Below are 14,951 nucleotides of genomic sequence, written 5' to 3'. Positions count from 1 at the left end.
GCATTCGCCCGCGTGTACGATCACGGTCCCAGAAGCGCTGTTTCCAGTCACGCCAGGGCCTGCTCGTTCGGTTCGTGCAACATCCGATACGTCGCTCCGCGCTTGGCAGGATGTTCGCCCAGGCTCTGCAATCCGGCCTCGACTAGCACAAGTCGCGCTTTCGCCGCCTGCCGACGACTGACCCCGGCGCGCTCAGCCAACTCCGGCAGCGTGAGCACCGTAATGCCTCTGGCGTTGGCTGCTGACGCATCTATCTCTGCCACCGTCATAATCAGTTCGGCATCGATCCCGTGAAGAGCCATCCAGTGCGCCGCCTCAGGGCGGCGAAGCGCACGCTCGACTTCCCACAGCCAAACCCCGGCATCGGAGAACCGGGCAGTGTGCCTGATCGGCGCAGCGCCACGCCTGCGACTGGGTTGGTCTTTCACTTGCGGGTGATCCTTCGCAGCAGCCTCCCAAGTCGACGGCTGGCGGGGGGCGCTTCTTCTTGTTCTTCCTCGACGGGCACGGCCGGTCGAGGTGCGAACAGCACATATCCGCACTCCGGGCAATCGTATACGTACTCATGCACGGCAAGCCCCACACCGTAGAACCAATTGCGAAACCGTCTCATCCGCGATCGGCAGCGAGGACACAGCACAGCCGACAATGTTCCACCTCAGATTCGGGCAGGGACAGCGGCCCCAAGGACAGGTGGCGGACCCCAGGCAACCCGAATGCCCAGGGCCCTCACTGACCAGGCCTAAGCACAGCCAGCGACGCTGCAGTCAAAATAGACAGCAACCAGCCTAGACAGTATGCAGAATTAGAATTCTGTCAAGCAGCGCACTAACCGTCTGCTTGTAGCCGCCGGTCGCCAACTAAATGGTGCCGGCGCAGTGGCGCCCCTTGGTCGCATCGTGGCCCCGCATACCGGGTAGGAATACTTGTGATGCCTCAAGCGGCGACAGTTCTGTCTCAAGCTTCGGTAACAGCAGCGGGCTCGCCGTCGCCGCAACGGCGACCCCGCGGGGCCGACCGGGCGGTTGCTGTTGCCATCGATGCCCTGGACGACGATCGGCGTACTAGCGCAATAGGCGGGCGGCGGTGAGACCCGCACCGATCGCTCCCCCGAAATCGTCGAGTTCTGTCGGTGCCACCCGGAAGTCGAGCATACGGCCCGCCGTTTCCGCAAGGGAGGCGTCGAGCGCGGAACCGAAGTGGGGTAGCATACGTGCTGCGGACCCGCCGAGAACCACGAGGCTGGGGCGGTAAAGCTCGATCAGTGTTGCAAGACCCTCCCCTAACCGCGCTCCATAGTGCTGAAAGACACGTCGAGCGTCCGGCGTATGAGCTGCAGCGGCCAAGCTATCGATCGCTTCCACCGCGGTCCGGCCCGTCACCCGCTCGGCGGCCCGCTGAAGAGCGCGCCGCGAGGCGACTTGCTCCCAGCACGCGGCCCGGCCGCAATAGCAGGGCGCGTCGCCCCTGACCGTGAGGTGGCCCGCCTCGGGATGGATTCCGTCCGCGCCTCGCACCGGCGAACCGTCGACGATCATTGCGACACCGATCCCGGTGCCAAGCGTGACGTGCAATAAGTTCGCCGAACCGCGAGCCGCGCCGCGCGAATCCTCGGCCAGCGCGGCAACCACCGCGTCGTTCTCTATGACGCTCGGCACGCCGAATGCGTCGCGCAACAGTGGGGTGAGGTCGAAGTTAGAGAATGCCGGCAGCGTATCCGGGTTACGAATGACTCCTGAGCTGTCTATCGGCCCGCTCGCGCCGATTCCGATCGCTCTGAGAGCGGATTGATCTCGGGCCGCGAGCCTCCCGTCGGCGAGACGTTCGAATGCGTTCCGGAAGAAGGTCAGGGCTTCCTCGGCCCCGCCGGTATGCGGCGTTGCGACGACGAACCGATCAAGCACCGTCCCTTCTGGGTCCATGCGGGCGAATCGGGTACCGGTGCCCCCGAGGTCGATTCCGACCACGAAGCTGCTCACAGGGCGGTGGTCACCTTGCTGCCGTAGGCGAACGAGCCGGGAGTCACCCCGTTGGCGTGGGAAAGGTCCACAGCGATCAGCTCGGCCGCCACGGCTCCGGTCGCCAACCCCTCGACGGTGGTCCGACCGCGCAACCCGATACTGATAGCCCCGTCGGGGGCCTCGCCACCGACGATCACGACAGCCGCTCCGGAGTCCACCAGGTCAGACGCGAGCGCATGGAGCCGACGGTCCACGGTCGGAGCGGCGGCCGAGAAAAGCACTGCGAGGAGGCCCTCACCGGCGAGCTCGTAAGGACCATGCCGGAATGCGCCGCCCGCGAAGCCCTCGGCTGCGAGCTTCGAGGACTCCTTCACGATCAGTGCGCTGTATAACGCCGTCGTCGCGTCGTCTGCCCAACCCACCATTGCTATCCGGCGATCAGGAGCTGCGACCAGCCGCGCCGCGATCTCACCGAAGGAGGGTGCGGCTATGGCTGATGCGACGGCGTCTGCCATGGCGTCGATCTCCTCGCGAACCGCGCTCTCCTCCTCTCCGGTGAATGCCGCCGTAAGCAAGCGGTGCACGCCAAGCGTGTTCAGGTAGCTCTTTGTGCTGACCGTCGCCTCTGCGCCACTGTTCAAGGGGAGGAACAGGTCGGCATTCTTCGCGAGCGGGCTGGTTTCGTCGTCCGTGATGCCGATGACGGCCGCTGCTGTTACGGCTCCGGATGGCCGTCGGTCGAGCAGCTCCACGATCTCTCCGCTGGCCCCGGACTGGGACGTCGCGACCACGAGAGTTCGCGGGGTCAGAAGCCCGGGGGTATCCAAGAGAGTGCTCGCGTCGACGCACCAGGTCGGACGTCCGGAAGCGGCGAGTTCCCGCGACGTCGGCATCCCGGCAAAGTACGAAGAGCCCATCCCGGTGAACACGATGCGATCCCAACCACGCGACGCCAGGGAACGCAGCTCGCCTGGCATCTCCGCGGCCGCGAGCCGGCGCAAGGCGTCAGGCTGCTCCCTGATGTCCGCTTCGAACCCGCTCGATGTCGAAGGTGTGCTCATCGTCGCCCTTTCATGACGCGGTCGCTCTGCTCGTGCTGCGCTTTCATTCCGCGGCGGTGAGACGGTTCAGTTTCGTGTCGTCCTGGTGGTACAGGAAGTCCTCGATCGGGAACGACTTGTGCTCGACCGACGCAGCCAGAACCAGCTGGGCGAAGACGACCTCGACCACCGCCCGGCTGAAGCCGCCCAGTTCCGCAGCGATGGGAACGATGGTCAGGCCCGGATGCCCGGCTGCCGGAATGCTCGATTCCGGCGCCGACGTCACGAGAACCACCTTCACCCCGGCGTCGAGGACCGACCCAGGAATGCTCAGTTCTCGACCGTCACCGAAGATAACGACCAGGTCGCCCTCCGACATCGCTTCCATGGGTCCGTGGAGGTACTGGTACGTCTCGTAGGCCCCGCTCGGCGTCCTCAATCCCTCGCGGAACATGAGCGCGGTTTCGGCCGCGGAGGAGAAGGACACACCACGACCGACACAGTCGATCGCGGGTGCGGCAGCAGCAAGCACGCCAACCTCGGCGGCCAGGCGCGGGAACTCGGCGAGCGCGCCCTCCACCAGAGCCGGAATCGCGTCGAAGTCTTCGCCCGTCCCCACGCCGTGACGTTCCGCCCAGATCCCGAACGCCAGCAGCGTGGCCGTGAAACCGGCGGTGTACACAGGAGAGTCGTCGAATCCCCCGAGGAAGAGGGTTCCATCGATGACCTCCTTCAACGGCGCGTCGGCGTCATTGGTGAGACCGAGCCTGCGTCCGGCCGACAGCGCGCGGGCTGCGGCGATCGGCTCCGGGCTCTGGCCTGATTCGGAGACGACCAGATAGTGGTCTGCGGGCTGGTATCCCGGTGCGGCCAGCTCGAGATCCGACGCCGTCAGGTTGACGCAGCGCACACCGGCTTCGGCCAAGACCGCGACGAACGCATGCGCGGCATGGCCGGATGCACCCATGGCGATGACGCCGACAGTCTCGCTGGGCTGAAGGGGTGCGATCGGGCCGGCATCGAGCGACTTCCGCAACGAAGCCAGCGCGAGGCTGAGAGCTTCAGGCTGACTCCGAACGGCCTGGATGAAGGGGATCTTGTGCATGGTGTGCTTCCTAGGTGTTGGTTGTGACGGCGACGGCTCAGCCTTTGACAGCGCCTGCGGACATGCCGCTGACGACGTACCGCTGGAACACGACGCCGACCAGGATGGGTGGCAGGGCGGCGAGGATGCCACCGGCGGCCACGAGACCGAAGTCGGTCGTGTAACGGCCGGCGAACTCGCTGATCGCAACGGGCAGCGTCTTTGCGGCATCCGAAGACGTGAAGATCAGTGCGTACATGAATTCGTCCCACGCGAGGAGGAAGGCGAACATGATGGCTGCGAAGATCCCGGGCCGCGCAGCAGGGATCACGACCCGGAAGAGGGCGCCGAGCCTTGTCGTGCCGTCAATGCGCGCCGCCTCCTCGAGCTCTTCAGGGATCGTCAGGAAGTAGTTGCTGAGGATCCAGAGGACGAAGGGGACGACGAGAGCGCAATCCACAATGATCAGCCCGGTGACGGTGTCGAGCAACCCGAGCGAGTTGAGGATCAGGTAGAGGGGGATCAACAGGGCGATCTGAGGAAGCATGTAGCTCGCGAGGAACACCATGAGCGTGGCTTTGCGTCCGCGGAACCGTAGCCGGGCGAACGCGTAGGCGCCGAGGATTCCGACGATGATCGAGATCGCGACGGTACCGACGGCGACGATCACCGAGTTCCCCAGCGCCGCACGGAAGGTCTGCGCTGCGTTGTCGGCACCGGCGAAGATCTGGACGTACCGGTTGAAGTAGAGCTGGTCCGGAATCCATTTCAACGGTACCGCGATCAGCATGCTCTGCGGCGAGACACTCGCGATCACCATCCAGGCGAACGGCGCGAGGATCACGACCGCGACGCCCCCGGCAGCGAGGTGGATGAGGAGCGAATTCCGGGTCGCGCGCTTCACAGGAGACTCATTTCTGAACGGCGGAGGAGTCGGAGATAGATGGCCGTGAGCGCCAGGATCACGAGCACGATGATGTACGACAGGGCCGATCCCACACCGAAGTTCTGATCGGAGAAGGCGGTCGTGTACGCGTAATACGCCACCGTCTGGGTGCCGTTGACCGGGCCGCCGCGGGTCATGGCGTAGATGATGTCGAACACCTTGAACGCTTCGACCGTCCGCAGGACCAGCACGATCGAGATCGATGGAACCAGCATCGGCAGCACGATGGACCGGAAGATGCGCGGCCAGCTCGCGCGGTCCATCTTCGCGCTCTCGTAGAGTTCTCCTGGGATCGCGGTGAGGCCAGCGAGGAGGAAGAACGCCACGAGCGACGTGTTCTTCCAAACGTCGGCGATGATGACCATGTTGAGCGCGAGGTTGGGGTCGCCGAGCCACGCCTGATACTGCTGGATCAGTCCCAGCTGACTCAGCAGGGCGTTGAGTGCGCCGTACTGGGCGTTGAAGATGCCCTTCCACATCGCCGCATTGACGATAGTGGGGATCGCCCAGGGGATGATCACGATCGCCCGGAAGAGCCACCGTGCGCGGAGCTTCGCGTTGAGCAGGCCCGCCACGATGAGCCCGAAGAAGAGCTCGAGGGCGGTGGACACTAGCGTGAAGTACAGGGTCCGCCCGATCGACGCCCAGAAGGAAGAACTGCCGAGAACGTGCACATAGTTGGCGAACCCGACGAACGGGGTGTCGGTTGCCAGCGCCGAATCGACCTGGAAGAACGAGATGAACAGAGTCCGGAGGATCGGGTACACGATCACCCCGAAGACCGCCACTCCGGCCGGGAGAAGCAGCCAGAAAGCGAGCCTGCCCTGCTTCTCCCGTTTCCGCTTGCCGATCGGGGCCTTCTGCGGGGACCGGACCGGCTCAGTTTCGACGCTGGCAACAGACATAAGGTTGTACTTTCTTAGCCGTTGTTCGCGGCGTTGACGGCGTCATCCATTGCCTGCTGCGGCGTCTTCTTGCCGAGAAGGGCGTTCTGGATTTCGACCTGCAGTGCTTGCGAAACCGTGTTGTAGTTCGGCATCTGAGGGCGAGGGATCATCGAGTCGTACGCGGTGGCGGCCGCCTTAACGACCTCCGGGTTCGTCGCGATCACGCTCGGCTTCGAGTAACTCGCCTTCCAGTCGCTGGAGTTGCTCTGGACGAACTTCTCCTGGACGGCCTCGCTGGTGACGTACTCGATGAACTTCCATGCGGCAGCAGGGTGCTTCGACTTCGCCCCGATGGACAAAGCCATCGAACCGTTGACACCCGGGTTCTTGCCGGATGGCCCCGCGGGCGTCTGCATGACTCCGGCCTTACCGACGATCGTGGAGATCGTGGGGTCGTTCAGGTCGCGGAAGGTGGACTCCCAGTTCAGTTCCATGGCCGTCTTGCCGGATGCCATCGACTTGTCAGTGTCGTCTTCGAGGAAGGTGGTCGAGGCGGGGTCGCTGAGACCCTCGTCGATCGACTTCTTCATCCAGGTGAGGGCCTCGACGCCCGCCCCCTTGTTGATCGCGAGCTTGCCCTTCGCGTCGGTGAAGGTGCCGCCCCACGCGCCGAGCAGCTGAGCGTAGTCGCACACTAGCGCCTCGGCCTGAGACCAGCTCCACGCAAGCGGATACTTCACGATGCCGGCATCCTTGATCTTCTTGGCTACCGCCAGGACACCGTCCCACGTCTTGACGTCGTCCTGGGTGGCCCCGACCTTCGCCAGCATGTCCTTATTGAAGAAGAAGAGTTTCGTGGAGGGTCCCCACGGCACGCCGTAGTACTTCCCCTTGTACTCGCTTGTGTTCAGGGCGCCCCCGAGCATCGTCTTCTTCCAGCTTGAAGGGAACTTGCTGGTGAGGTCGGCGACGATCCCCTTCGTGGCGAACTCGGCGGGCCAGATCACGTCTGTCGCGACAGCATCGTAGGTCCCAGCCGGCGCCGACGTGACGATCTTGTCGTGCAGCGCCTCGTAGGCCACGAACGTGGTCTTCACCGTGATCTTGGGGTTCTTTGCTTCGAAGTCCTTGACCATGGAAGCGACATCGCTTTCCGAGTAACCGGCCTGTTTCATCAGGAGGACATTGATCGTGCCGGTGGCGCCGCTATCGAGGGCCTTGGATGACGAGGCGCCGGTGATGCTGCAAGCGGAAAGAGCCAACGACGTGGCCGCGACGACGCCCAGCGCTGCGAGCGCGCGCATTCGGCGATTCCGGGTTTTCATGAAATCCTCCTTGATTCTTGGTGCAGGGTTAGGTGATGGTGCGAACCGTCGCTGTTGCGCGCAAGCGCAAGAGCTCCAGCAACGGGGGGGACGTCCAGCAGGTGGACCGTGAGATCAGGAGTGAGCGCGCCGACATGGCGCGAGAACGCGTCGTACAGCCGCGGCTGGTTGGTGATGACTCCACCCGCGCAGACCACGTCCGAGGAGACAGCGCCCCGCGCGACGACATTCGCGACGCTTCGCGCCAGTTCGCGCGCTGCGTCATCAATGACGACTTCTGCGAGCGTGGACCCGTGATCGGCGGCACGGAAAACCATCGGGGCCATCGACGCCCAGGCCGCCAGCCGCGAGTCCTCGGCGAAGGAGTTGGCCGCAGCCTCGACATCGGCGACCGAGAAGTGTCGCATCAACTGCTGCGCGAGCACGTCCGGCTCGGCACCCGCGTCGCGCGCGTCGAGCACTGCGCGCATGCCTTCTCGCGCCAGAGCCGCGGCGCTCCCAGGGTCCCCGAGAAGATGCCCATAGCCACCCGCCGTGATCATCGATCCGTCAGCGGCGTGAGCCACGATCTTGGACCCTGTTCCCGCGACCACTGCGATGGCTTCCGTGAACCCGGCCGCGGGCCCGAGGAGTTCAACGTCGTTCACTGCGCGGATGGGTCCCCGGTGCTGTCCGCGAAGGGCCCTTTCGAAGTCGCGTACTTGCGCCCTGGTGTCCAACCCGTGCGCCCCGATGACGACCGCGGAATGCGACGAGTCACCCAGAGCCGCGAAGGTGGAGAGAAGGCTTTCTACGCTGCGTTCATCGTCCAGCAGGCCGTTGTGCTGCCACTCCCTCGTGGGGAGCACGCGGTCGAGAACGACATCGTCGCCGTCGGCAGCCAAGACATGCGTCTTGGTCCCACCGATATCTATTCCGACGAACACGTCGCCTCCAGTCACCGTCGTGGAACGAACTCCCGATAAAGGATTGTTTCTTATCGGAGTGATAATAAGCCACTGTAAATAACGCGGTACGGGAAGTCAAGTTTCGCGCGGACGGGCCGTACGAGGGGCCAATCAGTACGCGACGTATGCGAACCCGTTGACTTCGCTCGCGGCGAGCTCCGCAACGCCGAGCAAAACAGCGTCGACCCGGTGAGTGGCGGCGATCATGGGCGGCACGGTCATGATGCGGCCACTGAGCCGCTGTTGGATGGCAGGGATGACCGTCTCCGCACTGCCAACGAAATTGCTGCCGACGACCACCAATTGGGGATCGAGGATGATGACGATCGCCGCCATGGCGATCGCGACCATGTCAAGGACCTCTTCGGCGAGTTCCGCGGCCGCAGCATCCCCTTCTCGTGCACGCTGGAAGATGTCCTCAGCAGTGACCAGCGTGCCAGCGGGGAACTCTATCCCGCGATCACGGGCGGTCCGTGTGAGGGCGACGGAGCCGATCCTGTCTTCAAGGTCGCCGATGTCCGAATACGAGCGCTTGAACGACGCGCGTTCCATGAGCAAGTAGCCGATCTCACCCGCTTCGCCATTGGCTCCCCGATGGAGCTGTCCGTTGGTCACTATCCCTGAGCCCAGGCCGTTCTCGAGTACGAGGGCGACCAGGCTGGAGAGTCCCTGGCCCGCGCCGCGAGTCGACTCCCCGTAAGCGAGCGAGTTCGCGTCGTTCTCGACGACCACGGGAAGCGTGGTGCGGGATCGCAGGTAGGCGCCGAGTTCCAAGCCGTCCCAGCCCAGTTCGGGCATGCGGCCGACCGCGCCACCTGCGCCCTGGATGACTCCCGGGACGGCGACGCCAATGGCCACGCAGGGCGTGGCCATCCCCCGTGCGGTCTCGACCAGGAACTCGACCAGCTCAGTCGTGAGCCGCAGCGAGTCCGGCTGGCCTTCCGGGGCGTCGGCTTGGGCCCGGCGTCGGTTGCTCGCCCCGAAACTCACTTCGCGGCGGAACACGATCTTGCCGTCGAGGTCGACCAGGGCTCCGGTTGCGCCTTGCGCACGCAATTGAACGGCAACCACGACCCGGGTGCCGCCGGCGAAACGGAGAAGGATGGAGGGCCGCCCTCCTGTGGAGGGCTCGACGCCAGCGTTCGCCACTATTCCCTTATCGAGAAGGTCGGCGGTCAACCGGTTCACTGTGGCCGGGCTCAGCCCCGTCATCGCGCCGATCTGCTGTCTGGAGAGGGCGCCGGAGCTCTTCAGCGCTTCGATGATCGACGTCTGATTGACCCGGGCGAGCGTGCTGGTGGTCGCAACGCCGCGTCTTCTCGCCGCCATCACGCCCCCGTTCGTCGGATACAGCTCCTTGCGTCAGGAGACCACAGGGTAATGATAGCCAGTTAGGAAGATATCTTCACACTGACGAAAACCTTTCTCCTCGTATTTCTTTCGACTCATAGTGCCTCCACCAACAAACTGAGCTCCGCCATGGACGTGAACACCGTCGCACCCTCGCGCTCCAGCCATTCGCGTGGCGTCAAGCCGCCGGCGTACCCGAAGACACGCATTCCGGCAGTTGCTCTATGTCCCCGGCCGCATCGTTCATCACGCCGCGGCGACCTATCGTGGGGACGGAAAGACGGACGCGAAAGACGCCAGGATCATCGCCGACCAGGCCCGTATGCGCACTGATCTTCAGCCGGTGCGTGACGGTGATCAGATCAGCATCGACTTGCGCTTGCTGACCGCCCGCCGGCTCGACCTGGTTCATGATCGGGTGCGGGCGGTCAACCGGTTTCGGGCGACGATGTTGGAGTACTTTCCGGCGTTGGAGCGGGCGTTCGACTATAAGAAGAACAAGGCAGCACTGATGCTGCTCTCGGCCTACCAGACCCCCGCCGCGTTGCGCCGGATCCGGGCCAAACGGCTGACCGCCTTGCTGAAGAAGCGAGGCTGCCGCAACAGCACCGGTGTCGCAAGCAAGGCGATCGATGCGGCGTCAGCGCAAACCACCACCCTGCCGACCGAAACAGTGGGTGCGGCTCTCGTTGCCCGGCTTGCCGCAGTCATCACGGCCATCGACGCTGAGCTGGCCGAACTCGACGCCACGATCACGGCACGGTTCAACCACCACCCCAAGGTGGAGATCCTCACCAGCATGCCCGGCTTTGGTCCGATCCTCGGTGCGACGTTCCTGGCCAACGTCGGCGGGGACCTGCGTTCCTTCGAGAGCCCCGACAGACTTGCCAGCGTCGCTGGAGTTGCACCAGCACCAACGGATTCAGGCCGCATCAGCGGCAACCATCATCGGCCACGGCGCTTCACCCGGCGCCTCCTCCGAACCTGCTATCTCGCAGCGCTCTCCAGCCTGAAGAACAACCCTGCCTCCCGCGCCTTCGACGACCGCAAACGCGTCGAGGGCAAGTTACACAAGCAAGCGCTCATCGCGGTCGTCCGACGCCGCATCAACGTCATCTGGGCCATGCTCCGAGACCACCGCCACTACCTCGAGCCCGCACCTCGAGCAGGCGCACTCACCGCTTGACATCTTCATTTAGACTCCCAGTGCCCGGGAACAGCGCGGTCCTCGGCCTCGGGTGGCCGTTCGCTGATCAACGTCTCGGGTGTGACATGCGCCCAGGTCTTTCGTCGCGACCGCTCCCGCGGTGCGCGGAGTGCCCGGCCAGTGCGCAAACACCAGACCAGCTCGCGCTGGAGCGCGCCGCGGCCCTGGATATAGAGCGACTGGTAGATCGCCTCGTGGCTGATGCGCATGGACTCATCATCCGGGAAATCGACCCTGAGCCGGTTCGCGATCTGTTCCGGACTCCACGCCCATGACCACGGATGATCCTTGCGGTGCGGCTTGTTGTTGCCGGTGAACCGAGGTGGGGGCGGCCCGGGAGTCACCGTGCCGTCGGGCCGTCGGATCTGCCCGGACAGCCGCTCCTGAACATAGGCATGCAACTGCGGGTTGCTGACCAGCTTCGCGACCTTCGGTCGGCGAGCGGCCATGTCAGCCTTCCACTGCGCGACCGACGCCCGGTAGCCGCTGGTGCCGTAACGGACGGCGGCATTGCGACGCAGCTCCCTCGAAATCGTCCCCGGGTCACGCCCCAGCGCTCGGCCGATCGCGCGGACCCCTTTGCCTTGGACCCTCAGCAGCGCGGATCCTCCCGCTCGGCGAACGACAGGTAGCGACCCGAGGGCTGGAACTGCAGATCGAACGGTGCCATGCCGCCAGCGTTGTGGAACCACCGCTGGCCGACCGGCTGCGACACCCCCACGGCAGTGGCCGCCTCGACCGGCAGCAACCCCCACGCGATCTGCAACCAGAACGCCGCCTCGACCGGACGCTGAAACTTCGGATGACCTGGTGACCGCAACTTCGGCCGTATCGCCCTGTCGGCTGCTTGCTGACGACGAACCATTCAACACCTCCATCACGAGGTGTTGCGACGACCAGTTGAATCCGCCGTTCGAGCCGTGGTCGGAGTGGTGGGTCAGCCCGGACAGGTCCCCGCCAGCAGCGAACGCAGCCATCTCAAACGCCTGCAGCGGCAGGATGTCCACCTGCAGCGTCCCGGCGACGTTGAAGCTCACGATCCGGCGGGAGAAACACGTCGGTCACGAACGCAACATAGGCGAACTCGGACCAGGTGCGGACATAGGTGATGTCTGCGACCCAGAGTTGTTCGCGGGCCGGTCGCGGTGAACCGGCGTTGAACCAGATCCGTTGGCCTCGCTCCGGCCGGGTCGGGGCGGGTGGTGAACACTCGTTTCGATCGACGAGCCCCGGCCAACCTGAGCTCGCGCATGATCCGACCGGTCTGATCCCGACCCACCAGCCACCCCTGCCGGCGCATCAGCGCATGCAACAGTCGCAAAGCGCGCTGCCGGAACTCCGGCGGATATTGACGAGGCAGACGGATCGCTTCATACTCCGACTCGTAACCGGGCAACGCCTCCTCCAACGCACGATGGCTCGCCACGTCAACGACGTGACACTCAGGCCCAAAAACTCACGATGGCTCTTGACCAGAGAGCCCTCATCGAGCTGCTCGGGGAACTCAAACTTACTGTGAGTCTTGGAGCGGCTGGTCTGGGACTGGCTGGCAGGGTTGGCGTTGGCCGTCCCGTCCTACTCGTGACTCGAAACTCACGTGGCCCCGCTGCGGGCGCCTTGTTATCCACATGTCCGGGCCGGGTGGGGCGGCGGGCGTCGGCCCGGTCCACGTCGGTGGCTTGATTAGAAGCTTGTCCAACCCGTGAGGGTTGTGACTCCTCACAGTGTTGCCCCGAAGTGCTTTCCTCCCAGGTCAGCGCCGGCCGCGCGCGGTCGTCCAGTTGATTCTGATCAGGAAGGAGGCGGCCGCGTTGACTATCGTTGCGCAGTCCCGCCCATTTGTCATCGGTGTGGACTGCCACGCCCGCACTCACACCTACGCGATCCTCGACGCCCGCACCGGCGAGGCGCTCGGGTGTGAGCAGTTCCCGACCACCAGCGCCGGGATCACCCGTGCGATCGGGTGGGTGGCCCGGCGCATTGGCGGTGATGCCGAAGTGTTGTGGGTGATCGAGGGCGTGGGCACCTATGGCGCCCGGCTTGCACGAGCAGCCACCGACGCCGGCTACGAGGTGTCGGAAGCACCACGGATGGACGCTCGCGCCCGTCACGGCATCGGCAAGTCCGACCCGCTCGACGCCCAGGCGATCGCCAAAGCAGTGCTCGGCATTGACGACACGCGACTGCGTATGCCCCGGCAAGATCACGGACTGCGCGCCGCGCTGCGAACGCTGATGACCGCCCGGGACCAGCTGGGTCCAGAGCGCACGATGAACGTCAACGCGCTCACCGCGCTCCTGCGCGCGAACGACCTCGGCATCGACGCCCGCCGATCCCTCACTATCGCCCAGATCGCGACAGTGTCGCGGTGGCGTGAACGCGATGAGCCGTTGGACGCCGCGATCGCCCGGCAGGAAGCCGTCCGTCTTGCCCGCCGGATCGAAGAGATCAAGACGCAGCTCGCAGCGAACCACAAGCAACTCGCCGCACTGATCCAGGCCCTCCCGCCGCCCCGCTCCTGGAAAACACTGGCATCGGCGTCGTCACCGTCGCCGTCGTCCTTACCGCCTGGTCCCACCGCGGACGGGTCCGCTCGGAAGCCGCGTTCGCCGCGTTGGCCGGAGTCAGTCCCATCCCCGCCTCCAGCGGCAACACCACCCGCCACAGGCTCAGCCGCGGCGGGGACAGGCGACTAACCAGGCGCTTCACACAACTGCGATAGTCCGGATGACCCACGACGCCGAAACCCGCGCCTACGTCGAACGCAGAACCCAGGAAGGCCACAGCCTCCGAGAGATCCGTCGCTGCCTGAAGCGCTACATCGCCCGCAACCTCTTCCGAGTGCTCAACGCGCTCCACGAAGCCCCCGCCCCGATTTGCGAAATATAGATTCGCAATCTGTTTGTCAAGCGGCGGTGCGCGCAGCTATTGACTGTTGTTGGTAGGTGGTTCCGTCGCGCAGGAGTGCCCAGATGACGTTGATCCGTCTGCGGGCCAGGGCAAGAACGGCTTGCTTATGGCGTTTGCCCTCGGCGCGCTTGCGATCGTAGTAGGCGCGGGACTCTGGATGGGATCGGGCAGCGACCTCGGCGGAGACATAGCAGGCTCGCATCAGACGCCTGTCATAGCGTTTCGGGCGGTGCAGGTTCCCGCTGATCCGACCGGAGTCGCGCGGGACGGGTGCGACACCAGCGACGCCAGCGAGACGGTTCGCGTTCTCGAAATAGCGTGTGGTGCCACCAGTGGCGCCGATGAACTCTGACGCTAGGAGGGGACCGAACCCGGGGATGCTTAGGAGGGTTTCTGCCCATTCGTGGCGGCGAAATCGGGCATCGATCTGCGCATCGACGGCCTCCACTTCCTCCTTCAGCCGAAGGACCTCTCGAGCGAGGCGCTCGACGATCAATGCGGCGGCGTCTTGGCCGGTAACCACGGTGCGTTGTCGGTTCGCTGCTGCGACGGCGTCTTCGGCGATCTTCTCAGGTTGCCGGCATCCTTCGTTCCGCAGCCAGGTCGTGATCCGGGTGACACCACTGCGGCGCAGCTGCGCGGGCGTCTGATACTTTGTCAGCAGCACCAGCGCAGCTTTCCGCTGGGCGAAGTCGAACGCGGCTTCCAGCCCCGGGAAGTACTCGAGCAGGGTGACGCGGAGGCGGTTGATCGCTCGGGTCCTGTCCGCGACCAGGTCTGCGCGGTGAGCGGCGAGCATTCGAAGCTCGGTGGCGATCTCATCGCCGGCCCGGACGGGGTGCAGGTCGCGGCGCATCCTGGCCTGGTCTGCGATGATCGCGGCGTCTTTCGCGTCCGTCTTGCCGTCACCACGATAGGTGCGGGCAGCGCGATGAACGGTCCTGCCCGGGATATAAAGCATCTCCTGACCATTCGCGGCCAGCACCGCGATCAACAGTGCCGCACCGCCCTGGTTCAGATCCGTCGCCCAAACCACGGGGTGACCGTCTGCCAGCTCGGTCACATCACCGAGCAGTGCGAGGAGCTCGTCCTCATCGTTGGCGAGACTCCGTGACAACAGCCGTGCCCCGGCCTCGTCGATCACCACACAATGGTGATGGGATTTGCCGGCGTCGATCCCGGCCCACAGTTGCGGCATTCTGCCCTCCGTTCGCTCGGTGCGGGCTCCAGCGAACGACCACGCCTGCGCGTCCTTACACAGCGATCATGTCGCGCGTCTCAATCAGAGGTCGAG

The 14,951-nt window shown here is 64.9% G+C and carries 11 protein-coding genes and 2 pseudogenes; 2 read left to right on the top strand and 11 right to left on the bottom strand.

The window, feature by feature from the left end:
• Positions 1–47 precede the first annotated feature (47 nt).
• The 9 genes from ACRAWC_RS08960 to ACRAWC_RS08920 all read right to left on the bottom strand — a co-directional run bounded on the left by ACRAWC_RS08960 (position 48) and on the right by ACRAWC_RS08920 (position 9,519).
• Positions 48–428, bottom strand: a complete 381-nt coding sequence (locus tag ACRAWC_RS08960) for a hypothetical protein (protein ID WP_431347408.1) — start codon at positions 426–428, stop codon at positions 48–50.
• Between the two features lie 636 nt (positions 429–1,064).
• Positions 1,065–1,979, bottom strand: a complete 915-nt coding sequence (locus ACRAWC_RS08955) for an ROK family protein (RefSeq protein ID WP_431347407.1) — start codon at positions 1,977–1,979, stop codon at positions 1,065–1,067.
• Positions 1,976–3,022 (bottom strand): SIS domain-containing protein, encoded by a 1,047-nt coding sequence (locus ACRAWC_RS08950; protein ID WP_431347406.1) that lies wholly within the window; start codon positions 3,020–3,022, stop codon positions 1,976–1,978. The genes ACRAWC_RS08955 and ACRAWC_RS08950 overlap by 4 nt, the downstream gene beginning before the upstream one ends.
• Positions 3,023–3,065: 43 nt before the next feature.
• Positions 3,066–4,106 (bottom strand): SIS domain-containing protein, encoded by a 1,041-nt coding sequence (locus ACRAWC_RS08945; RefSeq protein ID WP_431347405.1) that lies wholly within the window; start codon positions 4,104–4,106, stop codon positions 3,066–3,068.
• 37 nt (positions 4,107–4,143) lie between these two features.
• Positions 4,144–4,989: a carbohydrate ABC transporter permease gene (locus ACRAWC_RS08940; protein ID WP_431347404.1), complete on the bottom strand. Its 846-nt coding sequence runs from the start codon at positions 4,987–4,989 to the stop codon at positions 4,144–4,146.
• A complete protein-coding gene (locus ACRAWC_RS08935; protein WP_431347403.1) occupies positions 4,986–5,936 on the bottom strand; it encodes a carbohydrate ABC transporter permease in 951 nt (316 codons plus the stop codon). The genes ACRAWC_RS08940 and ACRAWC_RS08935 overlap by 4 nt, the downstream gene beginning before the upstream one ends.
• Before the next feature lie 14 nt (positions 5,937–5,950).
• Positions 5,951–7,243, bottom strand: a complete 1,293-nt coding sequence (locus ACRAWC_RS08930) for an ABC transporter substrate-binding protein (protein WP_431347402.1) — start codon at positions 7,241–7,243, stop codon at positions 5,951–5,953.
• Positions 7,240–8,169: a BadF/BadG/BcrA/BcrD ATPase family protein gene (locus tag ACRAWC_RS08925; protein ID WP_431349404.1), complete on the bottom strand. Its 930-nt coding sequence runs from the start codon at positions 8,167–8,169 to the stop codon at positions 7,240–7,242. Before ACRAWC_RS08925 ends, ACRAWC_RS08930 begins: the two co-directional genes overlap by 4 nt.
• A 132-nt stretch (positions 8,170–8,301) precedes the next feature.
• A complete protein-coding gene (locus ACRAWC_RS08920) occupies positions 8,302–9,519 on the bottom strand; it encodes an ROK family protein (protein ID WP_431349403.1) in 1,218 nt (405 codons plus the stop codon).
• A gap of 238 nt (positions 9,520–9,757) precedes the next feature.
• On the opposite strand from ACRAWC_RS08920, the gene ACRAWC_RS08915 reads away from it, so the two are divergent.
• On the top strand, positions 9,758–10,726 hold the full coding sequence (locus tag ACRAWC_RS08915; protein ID WP_431347401.1) for an IS110 family transposase: 969 nt from the start codon (positions 9,758–9,760) through the stop codon (positions 10,724–10,726).
• Between the two features lie 14 nt (positions 10,727–10,740).
• On the opposite strand, the pseudogene ACRAWC_RS08910 reads toward ACRAWC_RS08915, so the two are convergent.
• Positions 10,741–11,612, bottom strand: a pseudogene (locus ACRAWC_RS08910) (transposase); the annotation flags it as partial.
• 946 nt (positions 11,613–12,558) lie between these two features.
• Here ACRAWC_RS08910 and ACRAWC_RS08905 point away from each other — a divergent pair.
• A pseudogene (locus tag ACRAWC_RS08905) lies at positions 12,559–13,636 on the top strand (IS110 family transposase).
• Between the two features lie 16 nt (positions 13,637–13,652).
• Here ACRAWC_RS08905 and ACRAWC_RS08900 read toward each other — a convergent pair.
• The gene (locus ACRAWC_RS08900; protein ID WP_431347400.1) at positions 13,653–14,855 is read right to left on the bottom strand and encodes an IS110 family transposase; all 1,203 of its coding nucleotides are present in this window, start codon (positions 14,853–14,855) and stop codon (positions 13,653–13,655) included.
• Between the last annotated feature and the right edge of the window lie 96 nt (positions 14,856–14,951).

Source organism: Leifsonia sp. L25 (assembly GCF_050632895.1).
This window is presented reverse-complemented; position numbering and strand designations above follow the sequence as displayed.